Raw genomic sequence first — 19,498 nt, 5'->3', positions numbered from 1 at the left:
CGGGTGCTCCATCAGTCGTGATGACCGACGGAGTTGAACCTCTTAGGCAAAAAGCGTTCGCACTGCTTTTCGCGCCATGAGGTGCTCGGGGCGGCGGTTGCCTCTATAATGGGGCAATCGGTTTTGCGAAAGGGAGTTCGTACCATGCTCGAACAGGCACAAAAGGTATTGAAGGAGCATTTCGGCCACGACGGGTTCAGGCCGAACCAGGGCGAGCTCATCGAGCGGTTGCTCGATCGGGGCGATGCGCTCGCCGTCATGCCGACGGGGGCGGGCAAATCGCTCGTGTACCAGATACCCGCACTCGTGCTCGATGGGCTCGCTATCGTTATCTCGCCACTCATCTCGCTTATGAAAGACCAGGTTAACGCCCTCAACGAGGCGGGCGTTAAAGCGGCGTTTCTCAACAGCTCGCTTGAACCCCGCGAGCAGGCAGAGGTGCTCGAGTATGCGGCAACCGGCGCGTGCAAGCTGCTCTACGTTGCTCCCGAGCGTCTCGATGCGCCGCGTTTCGTTGCACTGTGCAAAGCGGCGAAGATATCGCTTGTGGCTGTTGACGAGGCTCATTGCGTATCGCAGTGGGGGCAGGATTTTCGACCGAGCTATCTCGGCATCGCCAGCTTCATCGAAAGTCTGCCCGAGCGTCCTGCGGTATGCGCGCTCACTGCGACGGCTACGCCCGAGGTGCAACGCGATATTCTGGGTGCGCTTCGCCTTGTCGATCCTCTTGTGCTCGTTTCGGGGTTCGATCGCCCGAACCTGTACTTCGGCGTCGAACGTCCCGAACCCAAGGCGAAACGCACCTGCCTCTTGCGCCTTGTGCGCGAACGGAAGGACCAAGTGGGCATCGTGTATTGCTCGACCCGGGCCGCCGTAGAGGAGGTATGCGAGCTGTTATGCGAGAACGGGGTGGCGGCCACGCGCTACCATGCGGGGCTTTCCGCTTCCGAGCGCCATGCTAACCAGGAGGATTTCCTGTACGACCGCAGGTCGGTGATGGTTGCCACGAATGCGTTCGGCATGGGTATCGACAAGTCGAACGTGAGTTTCGTTATCCACTACACTATGCCTTCCGACATCGAAAGCTACTATCAGGAAGCGGGCCGCGCCGGGCGCGATGGGAGTCCTGCCGATTGCCTGCTCATCTACAACAAGAAAGACGTGCAAACGTGCCAGTTCCTCATCGACAAGAGCTTCGAAGAGCGCAGCGCCGACGAACCCGTAGAGGCCTCCCGCATTCTGTACGAGCGTGATTGCGAACGGCTGCGGCAGATGGTCTTTTACTGTACGACCACCGATTGTTTGCGCTCGTTCATTTTGCAGTACTTCGGACAGGTCGAGACGGCGTTTCGATGCGAGCATTGCTCGAACTGTTCGACCGATTTCGAGGTTGAGGATGTGACCCTCGAAGCACAGAAGATCATCTCGTGTGTGCTGCGCCTGGCGCAGCGTAACCGTCAAGCGGGCAAAGCGCTCATTGTGGACATCTTACGCGGCTCGAAAGCCGAACGGGTGCTCGCGCAGGGCTACGATAGCCTTTCGACGTACGGCATCATGGACACAGTGCCCGCCAAACGCGTACGCTATGTGCTTGATGCGCTTGTGTCTGAAGGAATGCTCGTGCAGACGGGCGGAAGCTATCCTGTCGTCGAAGCGACCGAGCAGGGCGCGGCATTTCTCAGAGATCGGCAAACATTCGAGATCAAAGTGCCCAAGCGCCTGCCGAAGGAAGAAGAACTTGCCAAATCGGCCGCGTTGCGCGGCTTGAAGCCTTCGGGTGCGAACTCGTCCGACCCCGAGCTGTTTGAGAAGCTCAAGGCGGTTCGTTTCAGGCTGGCTTCCGAGGCGGGCGTTCCCGCCTACATCGTGTTCGCGAATGCCACGCTTGCCGACATGTGCGAGAAACAGCCCGCAACCGAAGAAGAGCTGCTTGCGGTTTCAGGTGTCGGACAAGTAAAAGCTGAGCGCTATGGAGCAGCGTTTATCGAGGCGATTCGGGAGCACAAAGCGGGGTAGAAACCAAGTTTGCTTGAGATCGTCGTGGAAGAAAAGCATTCCGAATAAGGTATACTTAGTTTCGACTGAAATAAATAAAGTATACCGAATGGGGACGTATGATAACGACGAAAGAAGCGGCTGAACGGCTCGGCATTTCGACGCGACGCGTTGTCGCGCTCATACAGGCGGGTGATCTCGAAGCGCAAAAGCTCGGGCGCTCATGGATCGTCGATGAGAGTTCCGTTGCCCTGCGTGCATCCGAACCCAAGCTCAAGGGCAGGCCGAAGCTGGGTCAGAAAAACCTTATGAGTCTGAAACGGTATACGCTTATGAACCGCAACCACGAAGTTCTCGATTTCGTCTACGACAACGAAAGCAAGCGGGTGAGCATCGGTTCGTTGCACGACGGCATTGCATGGGTGCCGCTTGGTTTGGGACGGGAGGGGTGCAAGCCGAATGCCTTTGATTTTGCCGTATGGCTTACACGCAGGTACATGCCTCCGCTCCGGCAGGGAACGGCTGTGCTTATGCAGGCTGCAGGGGTTTCGGCTCCCGATGAGCTCATGTTCGGATCGCTCGGGCTCAACCTTTCAGACCAGTATTGGTTCAGACCCGAAAACGCATCCATCGATTGGCATGAGGTGAACTTCTTCGAAAACGAGTACTGCTACGATCCCGAAACGCCTTTGCGAACGCCGGACAGCTCGACGCCAGGGGCTCTTCCAAAACGGTGGAAACGCATTGAAGGAGTCGACTATCTGGTCAAGGGGTCGTCGGGGAACGATCAGCGCGAGCCGTACAACGAACTGCTGGCAACAGAGCTTATGCACCGTTTGCTCGATCCGAGCGAGTATGTGCCCTATCGTATGGAAGAGCTGGATGGCAGAGTTTTCTCCCTCTGCCCGACTATGGCGACTTCGGAAACAGAATTCGTGCCAGCGCATGACGTCGCAGTGTTCGCTGGTATCACCAAGGGCCGAAACTTCTATACAGGATATATCGAAGCATGCGAGCGGTTCGGCATACGTGATGCGAGAACGAGTATGGCGAAGATGATCGTATGCGATCATGTTATGGCGAACTTCGATCGCCATCGAGGGAATTTCGGACTCATGAGAACCGTAGAGACGCTTGATGGGTGGCGCATAGCGCCGCTGTTCGATAACGGTGCAGGGTTTTTCTCCCGAGCGACACGTGCCGAGATTGCCGGTAAGCGGTTTACGTGGACGTCACATCCGTTTTCGGAGTATCCCTCGCAGCAGTTGGCGTTCGTTGAGGATATCTCATGGTACGACCCTGCGATGCTCGAAGGGTTTTCGGATACGGTTGCAACGGTACTCGGCATGAACGCGGCGCTGTCCGAAGAGTTTGCGCATCACGCCGCCCGTCATGTGCAGAGAAACATCGACGCTATCGACGATCTTGCTGCTGAGCGGGCAGCTGTGTACCGAGGGATGTAGAAGACGGCACTGCGCCGAGCGAAGGCATCTATGCCCCTGCAACCGGCTCGATGGCGATTCCCTCGGCTGCAAGTGCGCTGCGGATGCGCTTAACGAATTCGAGTGCGTGCGCATTGTCGCCGTGAACGCAGATCGTATCGGCTTGGATTTCAATGGTCTTGCCCGAGGCGCTTTCGATCGTGCCTTCCTTCACCACGCGCACCACGCGCTCGACAGCGAACTTCTCGTCGGTGATGAGCGCATTCGGAAGCGAGCGCGACACGAGCACGCCTTCGTCGGTATAGTTTCGGTCGGTGAAAAACTCCTGGGCAACGGTGAGGCCGACGGCGCGCCCGGCATCGATGAGCTCGCCGTTTGCAAGACCGACAAGCACGAGGCTCGGATTGATGTCGAAGACGGCCTGTGCGATGGCTTCGGCAAGACGGGCATCGATTGCAGCGCGGTTGTAGAGCTGCCCATGCGGCTTCACGTGGTTGAGCTGCACGCCCCGCGCCGCGCAGAAGCCCGCAAGCGCGCCGATCTGGTAGACGGTGTAGGCGTAGGCTTCCTCAGGCGATAGATTCATGTCGCGACGACCGAACCCTTGCAGGTCGGGATAGCCCGGATGCGCACCGAGTGCGATGCCCGCGTCGGCGGCAAGGGCCACCGTCTTCTGCATGACCACGGGATCGCCTGCATGCATGCCGCATGCGATGTTGCAGCTTGAGACGAGGGGAATGACTTCGGCATCAAGGCCGAGCGTGTAACGGCCGAAGCTTTCCCCGAGATCGCAGTTAAGGTCAACGCTGTGCATGGTTTCACGCCCTATCCGGTTCGGGTTCGATCGATGATTCGCATGAAGCGTATTGTATCGCACCTCATACGGGAAGAAAGTTTTCCGATCAGACGGATCGGCAGTGCATTCATTCCTTCAAGTCGATGTTCTTCGTATCGGTGATGAGCATGCAGCCAGGCGCGTGGGTGATCGCGAACGCAGGCTTCGAGCTCATGACAATCGATTGGGGCGTTACGCCGCACGCCCAGAACACCGGCACTTCGCCTTCGCGAATGTCCACTGGGTCGCCGAACTCGGGATGCGCAAGATCGTGCACGCCGATGGCTTCAGGATTGCCGATGTGCATAGGCGCTCCGTGGACCTTGGGGATCGCACCCGAAATCTGCACGGCTTGTACCACCTGATCGTAAGGAATCGGGCGCATCGACATGACCATTTTGCCGCTCATGGAGCCAGCGGGAAGGCAATCCACGCCCGTCAGGTACATGGAAACGTTGCGGCCCATGGTGTTGTGACGCATCTCGATGCCCGCTTCGACAAGCTCGGATTCGAACGAGAACGAGCAACCGATCACGAACGACACGAGGTCATCGCGCCAGTAGTCGGCCACATCGGTCACCTCGGCAACGAGTTCGCCGTGCTCGTAGATGCGGTACTTCGGAAAATCGGTTGCTATGTCGCAGTCGGATGCGCAGATAGTCGCTTCGCGGGCACCTGTTTCGGTGACTTCCAAAAGCGGGCAGGGTTTGGGGTTGCGCTGCGCGAACAGCAAGAAATCGTAGGCCTGCTCTTTAGGTAGGACGATAAGATTCGCCTGCGCGTATCCGGGGCACAACCCGCTTGTCGGCGCAGCGAACGTGCCTGTTCGTATGAGACGGCGTGCCTCGACGGGCGTTGCGGTAAGCATGGCCTGCCATACCTCGGTGCTGACGCCTTCGGGTTTTACTGGTTGGATGCTCATTGCTGCCTCCTTCGTATCGGTGCCGCCCTGTTTCGCACGTATGCGCAGCCGAATCACGCCTTGCGAGCGTGCGCCCTTTCGGGAATTCGACGCTACACTTCGCCCTTTAAGAACCGTTCGATGAAGCTCGTATCGGCATTTCCGGCGGCGAACGTTTCGTTTTCCATGATGGCGTACTGGAAATCGAGGTTGGTTTTCACGCCTACCACGACCATCTCCTCCAAGGCGGTACGCATCTTGGCGATGGCCTCGGTGCGGTTACGGCCGTGCACGATGATCTTCGCAATCATGGAGTCGTAGTACGGGGTGATCTGGAATCCGTCGTAAGCGGCAGTGTCCACGCGTACTCCGTTTCCACCGGGCAAATGCATCTGCGATATGGTGCCGGGGGAGGGCAAAAACCCGCGCTCGGGCTCTTCGGCGTTCACGCGGCACTCGATGGCGTGGCCGCGCGGATCGATGTCTTCCTGAGTGAAGGTGAGCGGCTCCCCTGCAGCAACGGTGATCATCTCTTCAATGAGATCGGTGCGGGTGACCATCTCGGTTACGGGATGCTCAACCTGGATGCGCGTGTTCATTTCCATGAAGTAGAAGTCGCGGTTCTCGTCGAGCAGAAACTCGACGGTTCCGGCCGAGGTGTAGCCGACGGCTTGGGCTGCGCGTACGGCGGCCTCGCTCATGGCACGGCGAACCTCGTCGCTCACGAACGGCGAGGGGCTCTCTTCCACCATCTTCTGATGGTTACGCTGTACCGAGCAGTCGCGTTCGCCGAGCGATACGACGTTGCCGAACGTGTCGCCGATGATCTGCACCTCGACATGGCGCGGATTCATGATGCACCGTTCGAGGTACATGCTATTATCGCCGAACGCGTTCATGCTTTCGCGCTGGGCGATGCTGAACGCCTCGATGAAATCGTCCTCGCATGTGCTCACGCGCATGCCCTTGCCGCCGCCGCCCGCGCTTGCCTTGATCATGATGGGCCAGCCGATGTCGTAGGCGAGCGCGAGCGCGTCTTCGGCATTGTGGACGGGGTCTTTCGTGCCCGGCACGACGGGAATGCCGGCCTCCATCATGGTTTTTCGCGCCTGACTCTTGTTGCCCATGCGGTCGATGACATCGGGTGCGGGGCCGATGAAGGCGATGCCGTTATCGCGGCAAAGTTTGGCGAACGTGGAGTTTTCGGAAAGAAACCCGTAGCCGGGATGGATGGCTTCGGCACGGGTGCCCTTCGCCGCCGTGATGATGGCAGCGATGTTGAGGTAGCTGTCGCGGGCGAGAGGCGGCCCGATGCAGATGCTCTCGTCGGCAAGGTAGGTGTGCAGGGCGCGGGAATCGGCCGTTGAGTAAACGGCGACGGTTTTGATGCCCATCGCGCGGCAGGCGCGGATGATGCGTACGGCGATCTCGCCGCGGTTCGCTATAAGTATCTTCTCAAACATAGGCCCACATCCCGTCGTTTATTGGGCCATGTCGCTTGTGGCGATGCGGAAGAGGGGCTGATCGTATTCGACCTGGGTTCCGTTCCCGGCAAGTACCTCGGTGACGATGCCGGGCACCGGCGCGGTTATCTCATTCATCATCTTCATGGCTTCGACGACGGCAAGCGTTTGTCCCGAAAGCACTTCCTGACCCGCTTTGACGAACGGATCCTCGTCGGGGCTCGGTGCAACGTAGAACATACCCACCGTGGGGCTGCGCACGAGAACCGACGTGTCGGTGTCTGCCTGATCGGCTGCAGCGGCGTCGTTGCTCTCGTCCTTGCCGGCAAGCAGCGCGCTTACGCGCTCCGCCATGAGGGGCAGAGCGGTCGGGGAGAACGTGCCGCGGCTGCGCTCGAGCTCGATCTTGGTTTCGCCGTCGTCGACGCGCAGAGCCGTGAGCTCCGCCTTGTCCATGATGGCGATCAGTTCTTCGATTGCCTTGGTATCCACGTTGTTCTCCTTCGTGCTCATCTGCTTCGTATCGGGCTTTCGCCGGTACGTTGCCTTATTCGTGCGCTTATCGTTCCGACCGGTTGATCCAGAGCGTTTCGGCTTGGTTCTTGCGCGCCTGCTCTTCGAGAATCGGTCTGAGCTTGCGGGCCGTGCGTCTCGGCGAGATGCCGTCGGCGCAGGGCCTGCGTACGATCTTGGCGAGTCCCTTGAAGTACTTGTATTCCTTGCGGTACAGAGTTTGCGCTTCCTGCACCGTTATCGGCGTAAATCTGATCTTGCTGCCCGGGCGGCACTGCACGAGTTTGGGGATATCCACCGAGGCGATGGTTCCTATCTTGGCGTAGCCGCCCGTGGTTTGGCGGTCGGCCAGCATGATGATGGGCCGCCCGTGCGAGGGCACTTGCACGGCACCGAACGCGATGCCGTCGGATATGATATCCGAACCGTGTTTCGTCTCGATTTCAGGGCCGTCGAGGCGGTATCCCATGCGGTCGCATTTCGCCGTTGCCTCGTACACCTGGCTGTAGAACGTCTCGATGCCGCGTTCGGTGAACAGGGTGTCTTGGGGTCCCGGCACTACGCGCACTGTGGTTTCGTCGGACCCGAAGCCGTAGCTCGTATCGTATTCGATGCGGTGCGAGCCGAGATTCGGGAGAAACTCGAGGTTCTTTGACATGAAAGGCAAGTAATCGCCGAGCTGGAGGCTGCGGCCCTGCCATCCGCCGATGCCGAGTTTGAGGCTTGTCGAACGGCTGCCCATGACTTCGGGAACCCTTACCGATCCGCCGGCGATAGCGAGGTAGCCGTACGCGCCCGTACGCGGCGCTCCGAAATGCAGGATCGATCCGCGCTTTACCATAAGGGCCGCATACATGGGCACGGGCTCGCCGTCGAGGGTGGGGGAGAAATCGCCCCCGGTGATGGCGATGAACGTGCTTGTGGTGAAGCGCAGCGTGGGTCCTGCGAGCGCGAACTCGATGACGCAGGTGTTCGGGTCGTTTTCCACGAGCAGGTTCGCGATGATGAACGCACGGCGATCCATGACGCCGCTCGGTGCAAATCCGCTTCCCACGTATCCGATGCGGCCCGCGTCCTGGATGGTGGTGAGCACGCCGGGTTTTTTGACGACAACGCCCATCTACATCCCCTCCCAGACGATCTGGTATTCGTACGCGTTCGACGCGAGCTGCGTTTCGATGGCGCTGTACTCGTCGGGCGCGATCGGCACGAAACGCAGGTACTCGCCGGCAGCGTACAGGATCGGCTCTTCCCGATCGGGATCGTAGGGGCGAAGAGGCGTGCGGCCGATGATCTGCCAACCTCCGGGCGAAGGCAGGGGATAGATGCCCGTTTGCGATCCGCCGATGCCGACGGATCCCGGTTCGATGAGCGTGCGCGGAACGGCGAGGCGCGGTGTGCAGATGCGCTCATCGAGGCCGCCTAAATAGGCGAAGCCCGGCAGGAAGCCAAGCATGTCGATGAGGTAGTCTTTCGAGGAATGGATCTCGATGACTTCGTCGATGGAGAGCTTTGCATGATCGGCGACGGTTTGGATGTCGGGGCCGTATTCACCGCCGTAGCACACGGGAATCTGCACGATCTTCTTCACGTTCACATCGGCCGAATCGAGTCCGCGCAGCTTCCCGCGCAGCCGATACGACAGTTCGTCGAACGTGATTTCGAGGGGATTGTAGTACACCATGAGCGAGCAGAACGTCGGTACGAGCTCGACGATGCCGTCGATAGGATCTTCGGTGAGGTTCTGTGCGGCGATGCGGATCATGGTGCTGGTTTCGGGCGTGATAACGTCGGCGAACTCCAGATTGAGCGCCGAATCGCCTGCTATCGTTATGTCGAATCCCGCCATACCGGTACTTCCTAAAGTTTCGTACGATCTCGTGAAGGGATTTTAGCATACCTGGGAATCGTCCTTGTACGGAGGCTTGCCGTGTGGCGGGCGACCTCCTGCCGAGGAAAAGCCCTCGAGTCGCTGTTCGGTGGTACACTAAGCTGAATTGTTCGATTGGAGTTTGAATCGGTATGGCAAAAGCCCTCTTCGTAGCCGCGTTCTTTTTCGCATACACCGTACAGGCGATCACCGGGTTCGCCGGCAACATCTTCGCCATGCCCGTAGGCACGCAGCTTCTGGGCTTGTCGAGTTCGGTCGCTATTCTGAACGCCATGGGCTTTTTCGCGTGCGGCCTTTTGACGATCATGAACATCAAAAACGTCAATTGGCGCGAACTTGCAAAGATCGTGCTGACCATGCTCCCGTTTGTGATCGTGGGCATCTGGCTCGATACGGTGCTGCCGCTCCATGTGCTTTTGCGCATCTACGGTGCGATCATCGTGATCATTGGCATCAAGAATCTCGTGCAGAAAAAGCAGAAGTTCCTACCCGAATGGGCACTGTGGATCATCCTTGCGCTCGCCGGCCTCATCCAGGGCATGTTCGTGTCGGGCGGAGCGCTCCTCGTGATCTATGCGGTGCAGAAGCTTCAGGACAAGCAGCAGTTCCGCACGACGCTTTCGGCCACGTGGGCCATCTTGAACCTCATCTACGCCCTTATCGCGTTTCAGCAGGGAAGCTTCACCGGCGATGTCATCCAGGTCGTGCTCATGTGCATTCCCGTTGCCGTGGTGGCAACCTGGCTCGGCAACCGCCTGCAAAAGAGGATCAGCCAAGAGAAGTTTTTGAAGCTCACGTACGTGCTTTTGCTGTTCGTAGGCGTCATGCTGCTCGTCACGGCGTGATGGTGTCGGGCGCGGAGCGCTCCGAGGGGTTTCGTGTTGTTAGTGAGTGCGTAGGGCTCTGAGAGCGTGCGGGCTTCCGATGGTTACGCGCTGCGCTCCACCTCGAACTGCGGGTCGACGTCGCGCATGAGGCCGAAAAGCTCCTCGCGGTCGTGGACGTCGAGCTTTCGGTAGATGTGGCGGATGTGCGCCTTGGCGGTGCCTCGGGCTATAAACATGCATTCGGCCACTTCGCTCGCTGTCTTCCCCTCAAGCAGCAGCGCAAGCGCCTCCTGCTCCCGTGCCCCGAGACCCTGCTCGATGGCGAAGGCTGCGATGAACGACGAGGTTTCGACGGAAGCGTCGCCCGTTTTCCCTTGTTCTTTGAACCGGTATTTCGAATACAGCTGGATCGTGCGGTTGCTTAAACTGAAGAGCGTGCAGGCGATGATGGCGATAACGAGGCATATCGAAACGAGCGTCTTAAGCGTTCCGCTCGCGTCGAGCGCATCCATGGCAAGTGCGGCAGGGCGTCCGAGCAAGCATCCGCTGAACACCGAAATCAGCAGGAGCGAGGCAAGCCGGTACGAATTGATCGAGAAACGTCCCCCGATGTTGCAGAATAAGATGACGAGGTACGAAATGTTGACGGCGCATCCCATTGTGGCAAGCGAGAATATGAACGATTCGTCGATATGGAGAAACGACGCAAACAGCATGCCCGCAACCACGAGCGTGAGCGCGAGGTAGAGAAGCGAAGCGACGTTCACTTTCTTGGAGAACAAAGCCACGATGCCGAGTACGATCGCAGCGGGCCACAGCATACTCCATCCGGCATCCGAGTGCCATGATTCGAGGCCGACGAACGATACGGAAAGCATGAACGCGAAACTGAACAAGAATGCGGTCAGCAGCGGCCCGGCAAGAAACGTGAACGAAGGCCGTTCGGTGCTTTCGGTGCGTGGGATTCGCTTGGGCCGTGTATCGAGCGCATGCGAAATCGTCCACCCAGCGCACAGCACCACGGCGATGTAGCCGACCAAAACGCGATCCCACAGCATGCCGAGCAGAAACCAGGAAATCACGCATCCAAGGATTATTGAGCCGAGCAGCGAAAACGCGACGGTCTCGACCGCTTGGCCGACGAAGAAGTCGAACCAGTACACCGCTATGATCCCGATAAACACTCCGACTGAAACGGCCGAGACGATGAACGCGACTCCGTAGATATGAGGAGCGAACGCCGTAGCCGCCCTCATGAGCAGAAACGAGAAGGAAGGAAAAAAGGCGGCAACGGCGATGATCGGCCTCCGTAAGCGCTTGAATACCCCATGGGTGCCGAGGGCGGTGATGCAGAGCGCAACAGCGATGCTCGTGATGCAGATCGTATCGGCGTATGAAAGCCCGATCATGGTTGTCTTGTACCCATGCACGTAATGGGTAAGCGTGATGACTGCAACAAGGAACGACGAACCGTAGTAGTACCATCGCGTGTCGGCTGCGCACGTTTTGATGGCGTCTTGAGTGGTTGACCACGCTTGGCCGATTCTTCCCATATCTCTCCAATGCATCGCATTGCTCCCTGGCGACATTGTCCCACAGGTGACGAAACCGCAACAGGATCGATTGAGTAACCCAGGGGGTTAACGGAAGGGGTTAACCGTTTTTGAGAATCGATCGCAGTTGGGTCTTCGCTAACCTACCGGGGTATTCCCATGATGATTCCGAGGAAGCACGAGGGGTGCTTCCCGCCAAAGGAGGGAGAACATCATGTTGAGCGATTACGAGGCAAAGGCAACGTTGTCGAGGCGCGGTTTCATAACGGGCGCTGCGGTACTCGGGGCGGGTGCGGCGATGGCGGGGCTTGCGGGTTGCGCTTCGGGAGGCGATACGGCAAAGCCCGCATCGGATGGTGCGGCGGCAAAAGAACCTGCCCCCGAATCTCCGGAAGGCGGTAGTGCGCAAGCGGCATCCGGGCAGCAGCCGTGGGAGGTTGCTCCCGAGCCCATTACCGACGATATGATCGTCGAAACCATTGACTGCGACATCGCGGTGTGCGGCGCAGGCATTGCGGGGCTTCCGGGTGTGGCGCTTGCTGCCGAGCAGGGTGCGAATGTGCACGTGCTCGAGAAGGCCGGTACGTACAGCACCGCGCGTCTGTGCACCTGCGGGTTCAACGCGAAGTGCCAAACCGACAACGGCATCACGTACGATCGCGACAAGTTCATCACCGACGTATGGAAGATCACGAACGGCAGCCAGGGCCGCATGTCCTCGTACGGCAAGTGGTTCGACAACAGCGCACCGTACATCGATTGGCTGCAGGGGGTTTGCCAGTCGGTCGGGTGCGATATCGTGCCGCAGCAGGTGACGGGCTTCAAGGTCACCAACGACGGTGTCGGCCAGGTGGGCGCGAACGAATTCTGGGCAACGTATGCAGCCATGATCTACTTCGTCGACAAGGACGGCAAGACGCTTGCCGACGGCGTGAACGTCGATTGGACGGGCATTCTCGCCGATTACGCAACCGACAAGGGTGCGACCATCCACTACAACACCCCCGCCGTGCAACTCGTGCGCGACGACAGCGGTCGGGTTACCTCGGTCATCGGCGAGAACGAGGTGGGCGAATACATCAAGATCAACGCTTCGAAGGGCATTTTGCTCGCCTGCGGCGATATGGGCGGCAACCGCGAGATGATGGGTTATTACAACACCTCGCTTTTGAAGACCCGCAGCGTTGCCGAAACCAAGAACACGGGCGATGGGCAGATGATGGGTATGTGGATCGGCGCCGACATGGATGACTTCGCGGCGGGAGACCTGTTCCCGTTCGTGGCTGTCGATGCGAGCGGCGAGCGTCCCACCTCGCCCGACAGCAAGTCCTATGCAGCGGTGGCGAACCTGCCGGTGTTCATGGTGGATACCACGGGCCGTCGTCTCATGCCCGAGGATCTGCCGTTCCAGGCGTGCTCGGTCCCTAAGATCACCGCGACGTCGGACGGCTCGGCGTGGAGCGTATGGGACAGCGCGTGGCAGGAGAAGTTCCCCGAGGGCTATCCCAAGGGCGACTACCTTTCCGAGAACTCGCCCGAGCAGATCGAAATCGATGTGAAAAACGGCGTGACCATCCAGGCGGACACTATCGAAGAGCTTGCTGAGAAGATGGGCGTCAATCCCGAGATATTCTCCGAGCAGCTCGATCGATACCATGGGTTCTGCGAAGCGGGCAAAGATCTCGACTTCTACAAGAATCCGCTGTGGCTCACCACCATCGATACGCCGCCGTTCTACGCGTCGCGCCACGTTGTGAGCATCACGAGCACGCGCGGCGGTCTGCGCAACGACGAGCGGTGCCGTGTGCTCGACAAAGAGGGCATGCCGATCCCCGGTTTGTATGTGGCGGGCAACACGGCCGGATCGTTCTATGGCAACGTCTATCCGCCCAACGTCATGGGCTCGGGCATCGGTCACGGTCAGTGCTTCGCATGGCTAGCGGTCAAAGACATGCTCGGCATGGAATACATCTAGCGGCATCGAGCGAACGGCGAGGAACGTATCATGGAAAAGAAAAGACGCGTATCGTGTGCGATACAGCTCGGTTTGGCCGCTGTGCTCATGTGCGCCCTGCTTGCGCTGTGCGCGTGCGGCGGGGGAGGCGGCGGATCCTCTGAAGGAGGAACGTCGGGCGGCGAGCCTGCAACGGCGAGCACCGAAGCGCAGCCTGGCAGCATGATGGCAGTGCATACGCCCGATCAGCTCAAGCTCATCGACGGCGACTGGTCGAAAAAGAACTGCCTCGGCTGTCATCCGCGCGACACTATTACGGCGTTGACCGAGGATTACGGCGGGGCGGAGGGCTACAATCCCCACGCTGCCCACACCGAGGCGTACGATTGCGGCATGTGCCATTCGATCGAGGGTACGTCGGTGCTCGTGTGCAACACGGCGTGTCACGGCGGCTACCACGGCGGCGGCAACGGATGGCCGCTTCCGGAAGCAGGTTGGCAGGATCCGACCGCCGAGGTGCCGAGCGCCGACGGTACGCCGGTGGATACCTCGAAGGCATAGGACGGGAAACACATACGAGCCAAAGGGGCCCTGCAGCTGCGCGGGGCCTTTTTGGCGTGCTGCTCGACTGTGGGATAAAGACGGTGTGCATAGTGTCGAAGGGTGAAATGCTCTCAGCTGAGATGAGTTGACAACGTAAACTCATATCACTATAATGAGTTGACAACGTAAACTCACAAAGGAGGCAACTATGGCTATGACGGCATCTGCCATACGGTTTGCGCCGGAGGAAAAGGAATGGATTACCTCGTTTGCCGAGATGAACGGCACAACGTTTTCTGCGCAGGTTAGGCAGTGGGCGCTGGAGCGGCTCGAGGATGAACTGGACGCGCGGGATTTGAAAGAGGCCGTCGAAGAAAACGACGGTGAGCCGGGCGTGTCTTGGGAGGAAGCCAAGCGCAATCTAGGGCTGGCTCGTTAGATGGGCTACCGTGTCGAATTGACGAGGCGAGCAGAAAAGCAGCTCGCCTCGCTCGATCAAAAGACGTTGTTGCTCGTAGCTGCTTTCATTGACAGCCAACTTGACGGCTGCGACAACCCCTGCGCGCTTCCCAATGCCAAGAAACTGCAAGGTATCGATAACGGCTGGCGATGGCGTGTGGGGACCTATCGCGTGCTCGGCACGGTTGATGACGGACTCGTGGTTATCGAATTGTTCAAGATCGGCCATCGGCGCGACGTGTACCGCAATCTCTAGCACGAAAACCACGCGCATTTCTTAGAACATGCGGCCCCGACTCAAAAAAGTCGGGGCCGCTTTAGCCATGTCGGCATACGCAGCCCAGAGAAGGGAGGAGTGAGCTGCGCGGGGTTGGTTGTGTGCGGTCCGCACTGCGAAGGCCGCATGTTCTGATCTAACTTACAGGTTTGCGAGCACGCGTCCAACAAGCATGCCGTGAGTGATGGCCATGCCATGGCTGATGCCGGGGGCAGGCAGCGGGTAATCCACGAGGAAGCGACCGCCCTGCGTGTTGCCGACGGCGTACAGGCCCTCGATCGGCTCGTCTTCGGTATCGAGCACGTTGAAGTCCACATCGGTCTCGAGGCCGCCCATGTTCACGAGGATCACCGTATCGGTGAGCGGGAAGGCGTAGAACGGTCCCTCTTCAATGGGGAACAAACGGTCGGCGCGCTTGCCGAAATCGTCATCATGCCCCTTGGCTGCCAACTCGTTGTAACGGTCGATGGTCGCCTGGAGCGTCGTTGCGTCAACACCCATTTGCTCAGCCAGCTCGGCGATGCTGTCGGCGGTTTTGCCGAGGGCGTTCGGGCCTTCGAAGTAGCTTGTGAAACCGGGCGTGTTGCCGTCTTCGTTGTCCTCGAGCGAGATGTAGGCGTTCTTGCCGTACGATCCGTTCGGCACATCCGATCCGCTCTCAACGTACCAGTTCACGTTGCCATGGCCGGTATCCATGAAGCCAAGCTGCTCGGTCCACTTCGCATCGAAGATCTGCCATACTTGCTTTTTGGGTGCACGCGAGATCTGGTTTTGCAGCGGTTGGCCGCCTACATCTTCGTTCATGATGCGGTTGCCGTAGATATCGGTGAGCAGAAACGCATCCACGCCGAGTGGGCCGCCCAGGTGGTGGGTCATCGGCGCATGCGGACCGTCTTCCATCTTGGCGCCGATCCACATGCCCATCTGCTGGCCGTCGCCGGTGTTGGTCTTCTCGCCCTTGGCATCGGTGTTCGGGAAGATGCTCATGAAGCGCGCCGACCACGGTACGTAGTGCTCCATCATCTCGGCGTTCGAAGCGTAGTCGCCTGTGGCAAGCAGCACAGCTTTCGACGCGTTGATCTTCTTGTACGTCCCATCCATGTCTTCGACGATGACGCCTTCGACGCGACCCGAGTTGTCCGGGCGCACGAGCTGGCGCGCAAAGGTGGAGTACATAAACGTGACGCCGGCATCCTCGCAGATCTTCACCATGGCTTCGATGTAGGGGCCGTTATCGGGCAGGCAGATCTGGCAATCGTCGAAGATGGGGTAGTAGTCGTCGGCGGTGTTGGCGCCCTCGGGGTGCGGCCAGTGCATCTTGCGCACGCTCATGCTCTCGCCGTCGTACGGATCGGATTCGGCTTCGACGACGTATTTGCCCTCGCTGGGTGCGAGGAACCAGTCGAACGCCTCGCCGGAGTTTTCGGCCCACAGGTTCAAAATGCGCTGGTTCGGGCGGTAGCCGCACTCTTTCATAAGCTGGGCCACGACGGCGTTCTTGTCGATTTCGATGCCGAGGTCTTCCTGGATCTTGCCGCCGATGCAGCCAACTTGGTTCGAGCGGTACTGCCACGTCGTGCCTTTCTCGACCACGACGATATCCTTCGCGCCGTTCTCCACGGCAGATCGTACAGCGCTGATGCCCGAGATTCCCGCACCCACGACGACGATCTCCGCGTCGATGGTCTCGGCGATATCGCTGTCGGCTAGAGGCTCCGGGGCGGTAAGGAAGCTCGCGGTTCCGGTCGAAGCGGCAGCCGCGCCGCCCGATGCCGACGAGCCGCCCGATGCAGCGGTTGCCTCGCTTGCAGAAGGTGCGCATCCGGCAAGTCCCGCGCCAGCAATCACTGCTGCTGTGGCACCGAGGCCGAGAAATGAGCGGCGGCTGATGCCGTGCTTGCTTAAGGGGGTATCTTTCATGGTGTCCTCTTTCTCTTGATCATCCCTCGCAAAGACAAGCCGTACCCTACGCGGTCGCGCGTGCATCCGCACCGACTAAAAAGGTTGATTGGTGTGCGTACAGGCAACATCACCTGAAAGGGTTGATGCGCGACCTCGGCAAACGGGCCGATCCGTTTCGAAGCGGTTTTCGGAAAGCAGGAGGAAATCCAGTACAATAGGTCAATCGGCGCTGAAAGGGAGATGGGTGCACAGCTTCTTCGATACAAGCCGCACGTTTACGATGCGGTATGCGGGCTTGAGCTTTTACTGGGCGTGGGTGTTTCTGTCCTTCAACTCCTCCGACCTCACGGCGCAGGGCGGCTCGCACGAAATCCTGTCCATCGTGCATGTGGTATCTTCCGCCGCAGCCATGGTGACGTTCGTGCTGGCCATCGTGTTTCATCGCGCAATCATGGCGAAAGCTCCACGCGCTATCGGCGTCGGGCTTGGTGCGGCTTCGGTGGTGGCCTGTGCGGGAACGCTTATGTACACGTTTCCCGGGTTTGCCGGAAACGACGTGCTGTCGGTGACGGGTGCCGTTATCTCGGGCCTCACCTGTTCGGCGATCGTGCTGGCATGGGGCGTGGTCTATCGCGACCTTTCCGCCCGCAATGCCGTCTTGTTCACGTCGATGACGTTTTTCGGCGCTGCGGTGCTGTACTTCGCCGTGTCGCTTTTGGATAGCGTTGCCTCGTCGGTCGTTGTTTCGCTGTTCCCCGTGCTTGCGGCGGTGTTGGTCGCAGTCAGTTTGCACAAGCAGGAAGGAATACAAGAGCGACCGGTTCCTCAAGCCAATGCAGGTACGAAAACAGGGGAGCTCGCGCACCTCGTGCGCACGGGGCTTTCCTGGAGGATCATCGTCGGCCTGGTTGTCGCGCTGTTCGTATGCGGTGGTATGCGCGTGTATTTCGGCGACATCGCGCCGGTTGTGTACCGCGATCCGCTGCTTATGACGTTGCCGCTTGCTTTCGGCGCGATCGTCTTTTTCGTGTACGGCATGTTCGTGTCGCGCACGAGTCTGAACCTGGGCATCCTATACCGCGTGGCCCTGCCGCTGTTTGCGCTGGCGCTCGTGCTGATCGCGCTGTTCGGAGGCGACAACGCTGCACTCGCCTTCTTCATGATGTCTACGGCGTCGGTGCTGTTCGAAATTCTCACCTGGGCGCTCTTGGTAGAAATCACGCGCACGACGCACTATTCGCCGCTACTCATCTTCGCGGTGGGACGCCTTGCGGTGCATGGCGGCATTGTTGCGGGTGAGCTCGTGGCGTTTGCGATGATCGGCAACCTCGTCGTGTTCGCGGTGCTTGCCATCGGCCTTTTGTTCGTGTCGGTCGGGTTCACCTTCACCGATCGGGATACGACGTTTCTGTTCGAGCCGCCGACGCCCGAGGAGCTTGAGCGTCTCGCTCGTGCTGCCGATGGCGGTGTGGGAGTCTCGGAGATGCGCGAGGCGGACGGTCCGGCTTACCTTGCCGCGATGGCGTCAGGCGGCAAATCCGGCGCAGCGATTTCGGGTCAGCCTGAGAGCGTCGTTGACGACGATGTGCTGATTCGCAGCAATCTTACGAGTCGCATCGACGCGATGGCGAAGGAGTACGGGTTTTCGCCGCGCGAGAAAGAGGTGTTTGCGTTGTGGGTCACTGGCCGCGGCTCGAAATACATCCAGGAGACCTTCGTCATATCCGAGGCGACGGTGAAGACCCACGTGCGCCACATCTACGAGAAATGCGACGTGCACAACCGCGCCGAGCTCATGGGTAAACTCGAAGCCATTTGTTGCTGAGGGGAAAGTGTTCGCCTGCTTACGTTCAAGCGATCGATGGCGGGTGAGTGCCACTTCGAAGCTGCGGTGTCCGTTCGTTTCGCTTGAGCATCGAATGTATGTGCGATGTAAAGCATACCGAGGGAACGGCTTGAGCCTCGCACGCGCAGCTGGAGTAAAACATCGTTCGGTCGGCGAAACCGCCTTCGCGTAACGGATTTTTTCGACTTGTGCATGCTGGAGGTGTTTACTTGTCGCTTCGATTGTGTGCTGACAGCACCGCCTATTTCGTCATCAGGGCAAACGTCCGACATGTCATCTTTCATGCGTTGAATTATCTCGCAGGCATGCCGTTTTGCCCTGCCATGTGCGCACAAGTCGAAAAAATCCGTTACGCGAAGGCATATTTTCTGCCCGAGCGCCCGCGACTCATCTCGCTTGCGATTGGTGCAACGACAACGCCAGCGTGCGGCTTGATCGCCCTTCGGGGGAACCGGGGTTCATGCGGGATGCCGCAGCGTAACCGTCAATCAGGCAACCGGGCGTTAGCCAGCCCTTTCTTCCCGTTTCGCTGAGAATCTGTTGGCTGGGACGGCTAGTCCTGCTTCACTACAAGCACGTCGCAGCGCACGTTGCGAATGAGGAAGGTCGATACGCTTCCCACGAACGCGTATTTGATGTTCGAAAGGCCGCGCTCGCCGCAGACAACGAGATCAGGGTCCAAAGGCTCAATCATCTGCTCGGTGAGCGTGTCGGTGATGCGGCCTGCGCGGACGACGAGTTCGAACGAGGGAATGTCGGGGTTGTTGCGTGCCTCGGCAAGAACGTCGGCGATGTCGTGTTCGAGCCGATCGGTTACGTCGCTGCAGAGCGCCTTGAAGTCGGTCCCCGACGCCTCGTAGGGTACCGAGTCTATGACGTGGCCGAATACGAGGCTCGCATGGTTATCGGCCGCAAGCGCGATGGCGCGCGCCGTTACGGCTTCCTGGGTCGATCCGCCGTCGAGTGCTGCGAAGATGCGCTTGTAATGGAGTGCCATGGATCATCCTTCCTCGGGCGTTTCTTACCTGCGGCGCTGCCCGTTTTGCGCGATGGGAGGCATGCGAGAGCGATCCTCTTACCCGTGGTGCCAGCCTACG

General features: G+C 59.3%; 17 protein-coding genes. 8 read left to right on the top strand and 9 right to left on the bottom strand.

The genetic code is table 11. From position 1 onward, the window contains the following. The first annotated feature begins 144 nt into the window (after positions 1-144). A complete protein-coding gene (gene recQ, locus FJE54_RS02460; RefSeq protein ID WP_139651176.1) occupies positions 145-2,016 on the top strand; it encodes a DNA helicase RecQ in 1,872 nt (623 codons plus the stop codon). A 98-nt stretch (positions 2,017-2,114) separates the two neighbouring features. Beyond that, positions 2,115-3,458, top strand: coding sequence for a helix-turn-helix domain-containing protein (locus tag FJE54_RS02455; RefSeq protein WP_139651175.1), 1,344 nt, complete (start codon positions 2,115-2,117; stop codon positions 3,456-3,458). Positions 3,459-3,486: 28 nt separating this feature from the next. Here the strand turns inward: FJE54_RS02455 and FJE54_RS02450 are convergent, their stop codons facing one another. From FJE54_RS02450 to pxpB, 6 genes are all read right to left on the bottom strand, one after another. Beyond that, positions 3,487-4,251, bottom strand: a complete 765-nt coding sequence (locus tag FJE54_RS02450) for a LamB/YcsF family protein (RefSeq protein WP_139651174.1) — start codon at positions 4,249-4,251, stop codon at positions 3,487-3,489. Positions 4,252-4,360: 109 nt separating this feature from the next. Then, positions 4,361-5,194 carry a putative hydro-lyase gene (locus FJE54_RS02445; RefSeq protein WP_139651173.1) on the bottom strand — a complete coding sequence of 278 codons (834 nt, stop codon included), beginning with the start codon at positions 5,192-5,194 and terminating at the stop codon, positions 4,361-4,363. 92 nt (positions 5,195-5,286) lie between these two features. Continuing rightward, the gene (gene accC, locus FJE54_RS02440) at positions 5,287-6,636 is read right to left on the bottom strand and encodes an acetyl-CoA carboxylase biotin carboxylase subunit (RefSeq protein WP_139651172.1); all 1,350 of its coding nucleotides are present in this window, start codon (positions 6,634-6,636) and stop codon (positions 5,287-5,289) included. An 18-nt stretch (positions 6,637-6,654) separates the two neighbouring features. Beyond that, entirely contained in the window at positions 6,655-7,128 is a 474-nt protein-coding gene (gene accB, locus FJE54_RS02435) for an acetyl-CoA carboxylase biotin carboxyl carrier protein (protein WP_139651171.1), read from the bottom strand. A gap of 67 nt (positions 7,129-7,195) precedes the next feature. Beyond that, entirely contained in the window at positions 7,196-8,269 is a 1,074-nt protein-coding gene (locus FJE54_RS02430; RefSeq protein ID WP_139651170.1) for a 5-oxoprolinase subunit C family protein, read from the bottom strand. Then, complete coding sequence (gene pxpB, locus FJE54_RS02425; RefSeq protein ID WP_139651169.1) at positions 8,270-8,998, bottom strand: 5-oxoprolinase subunit PxpB; 729 nt, start codon at positions 8,996-8,998, stop codon at positions 8,270-8,272. A 173-nt stretch (positions 8,999-9,171) separates the two neighbouring features. Between pxpB and FJE54_RS02420 the strand changes: the two genes are divergently transcribed. Next, the gene (locus FJE54_RS02420; RefSeq protein WP_139651168.1) at positions 9,172-9,885 is read left to right on the top strand and encodes a sulfite exporter TauE/SafE family protein; all 714 of its coding nucleotides are present in this window, start codon (positions 9,172-9,174) and stop codon (positions 9,883-9,885) included. Between the two features lie 83 nt (positions 9,886-9,968). Here the strand turns inward: FJE54_RS02420 and FJE54_RS02415 are convergent, their stop codons facing one another. Next, positions 9,969-11,420, bottom strand: coding sequence for a response regulator transcription factor (locus tag FJE54_RS02415; RefSeq protein ID WP_180326512.1), 1,452 nt, complete (start codon positions 11,418-11,420; stop codon positions 9,969-9,971). Between the two features lie 214 nt (positions 11,421-11,634). Here FJE54_RS02415 and FJE54_RS02410 point away from each other — a divergent pair, with 214 nt between their 5' ends. The 4 genes from FJE54_RS02410 (at position 11,635) to FJE54_RS02395 (ending at position 14,632) form a co-directional block, all read left to right on the top strand. Beyond that, the gene (locus FJE54_RS02410; protein ID WP_139651165.1) at positions 11,635-13,395 is read left to right on the top strand and encodes an FAD-dependent oxidoreductase; all 1,761 of its coding nucleotides are present in this window, start codon (positions 11,635-11,637) and stop codon (positions 13,393-13,395) included. Positions 13,396-13,425: 30 nt separating this feature from the next. Further along, positions 13,426-13,935, top strand: a complete 510-nt coding sequence (locus FJE54_RS02405) for a cytochrome c3 family protein (RefSeq protein ID WP_139651163.1) — start codon at positions 13,426-13,428, stop codon at positions 13,933-13,935. Between the two features lie 190 nt (positions 13,936-14,125). Continuing rightward, on the top strand, positions 14,126-14,356 hold the full coding sequence (relB, locus tag FJE54_RS02400; RefSeq protein WP_139651161.1) for a type II toxin-antitoxin system RelB family antitoxin: 231 nt from the start codon (positions 14,126-14,128) through the stop codon (positions 14,354-14,356). Beyond that, positions 14,357-14,632, top strand: coding sequence for a type II toxin-antitoxin system RelE family toxin (locus FJE54_RS02395; protein ID WP_255467178.1), 276 nt, complete (start codon positions 14,357-14,359; stop codon positions 14,630-14,632). A gap of 162 nt (positions 14,633-14,794) precedes the next feature. Here the strand turns inward: FJE54_RS02395 and FJE54_RS02390 are convergent, their stop codons facing one another. Further along, a complete protein-coding gene (locus FJE54_RS02390; RefSeq protein ID WP_139651159.1) occupies positions 14,795-16,573 on the bottom strand; it encodes an FAD-dependent oxidoreductase in 1,779 nt (592 codons plus the stop codon). Between the two features lie 226 nt (positions 16,574-16,799). On the opposite strand from FJE54_RS02390, the gene FJE54_RS02385 reads away from it, so the two are divergent. Further along, positions 16,800-18,380, top strand: a complete 1,581-nt coding sequence (locus FJE54_RS02385; protein ID WP_255467177.1) for a response regulator transcription factor — start codon at positions 16,800-16,802, stop codon at positions 18,378-18,380. 574 nt (positions 18,381-18,954) lie between these two features. Here FJE54_RS02385 and FJE54_RS02380 read toward each other — a convergent pair. Continuing rightward, the gene (locus FJE54_RS02380) at positions 18,955-19,398 is read right to left on the bottom strand and encodes a universal stress protein (protein ID WP_139651157.1); all 444 of its coding nucleotides are present in this window, start codon (positions 19,396-19,398) and stop codon (positions 18,955-18,957) included. Positions 19,399-19,498 lie beyond the last annotated feature (100 nt).

Source organism: Raoultibacter phocaeensis, from assembly GCF_901411515.1.
Lineage (GTDB): Bacteria > Actinomycetota > Coriobacteriia > Coriobacteriales > Eggerthellaceae > Raoultibacter > Raoultibacter phocaeensis.
Note: the sequence above shows the minus strand (reverse complement) of the source record. Positions and strands in the feature narration are given on the sequence as shown.

What these genes read in the sequence shown, in the direction of transcription:
- FJE54_RS02415 (WP_180326512.1), bottom strand. Translation starts at nt 11,420, where the DNA reads ATGGGAAGAATCGGCCAAGCGTGGTCAACCACTCAAGACGCCATCAAA.
- accC (WP_139651172.1), bottom strand. Translation starts at nt 6,636, where the DNA reads ATGTTTGAGAAGATACTTATAGCGAACCGCGGCGAGATCGCCGTACGC.
- FJE54_RS02430 (WP_139651170.1), bottom strand. Translation starts at nt 8,269, where the DNA reads ATGGGCGTTGTCGTCAAAAAACCCGGCGTGCTCACCACCATCCAGGAC.
- relB (WP_139651161.1), top strand. Translation starts at nt 14,126, where the DNA reads ATGGCTATGACGGCATCTGCCATACGGTTTGCGCCGGAGGAAAAGGAA.
- FJE54_RS02445 (WP_139651173.1), bottom strand. Translation starts at nt 5,194, where the DNA reads ATGAGCATCCAACCAGTAAAACCCGAAGGCGTCAGCACCGAGGTATGG.
- FJE54_RS02455 (WP_139651175.1), top strand. Translation starts at nt 2,115, where the DNA reads ATGATAACGACGAAAGAAGCGGCTGAACGGCTCGGCATTTCGACGCGA.
- FJE54_RS02405 (WP_139651163.1), top strand. Translation starts at nt 13,426, where the DNA reads ATGGAAAAGAAAAGACGCGTATCGTGTGCGATACAGCTCGGTTTGGCC.
- FJE54_RS02390 (WP_139651159.1), bottom strand. Translation starts at nt 16,573, where the DNA reads ATGAAAGATACCCCCTTAAGCAAGCACGGCATCAGCCGCCGCTCATTT.
- FJE54_RS02410 (WP_139651165.1), top strand. Translation starts at nt 11,635, where the DNA reads ATGTTGAGCGATTACGAGGCAAAGGCAACGTTGTCGAGGCGCGGTTTC.
- recQ (WP_139651176.1), top strand. Translation starts at nt 145, where the DNA reads ATGCTCGAACAGGCACAAAAGGTATTGAAGGAGCATTTCGGCCACGAC.
- FJE54_RS02395 (WP_255467178.1), top strand. Translation starts at nt 14,357, where the DNA reads ATGGGCTACCGTGTCGAATTGACGAGGCGAGCAGAAAAGCAGCTCGCC.
- FJE54_RS02450 (WP_139651174.1), bottom strand. Translation starts at nt 4,251, where the DNA reads ATGCACAGCGTTGACCTTAACTGCGATCTCGGGGAAAGCTTCGGCCGT.
- pxpB (WP_139651169.1), bottom strand. Translation starts at nt 8,998, where the DNA reads ATGGCGGGATTCGACATAACGATAGCAGGCGATTCGGCGCTCAATCTG.
- FJE54_RS02420 (WP_139651168.1), top strand. Translation starts at nt 9,172, where the DNA reads ATGGCAAAAGCCCTCTTCGTAGCCGCGTTCTTTTTCGCATACACCGTA.
- FJE54_RS02380 (WP_139651157.1), bottom strand. Translation starts at nt 19,398, where the DNA reads ATGGCACTCCATTACAAGCGCATCTTCGCAGCACTCGACGGCGGATCG.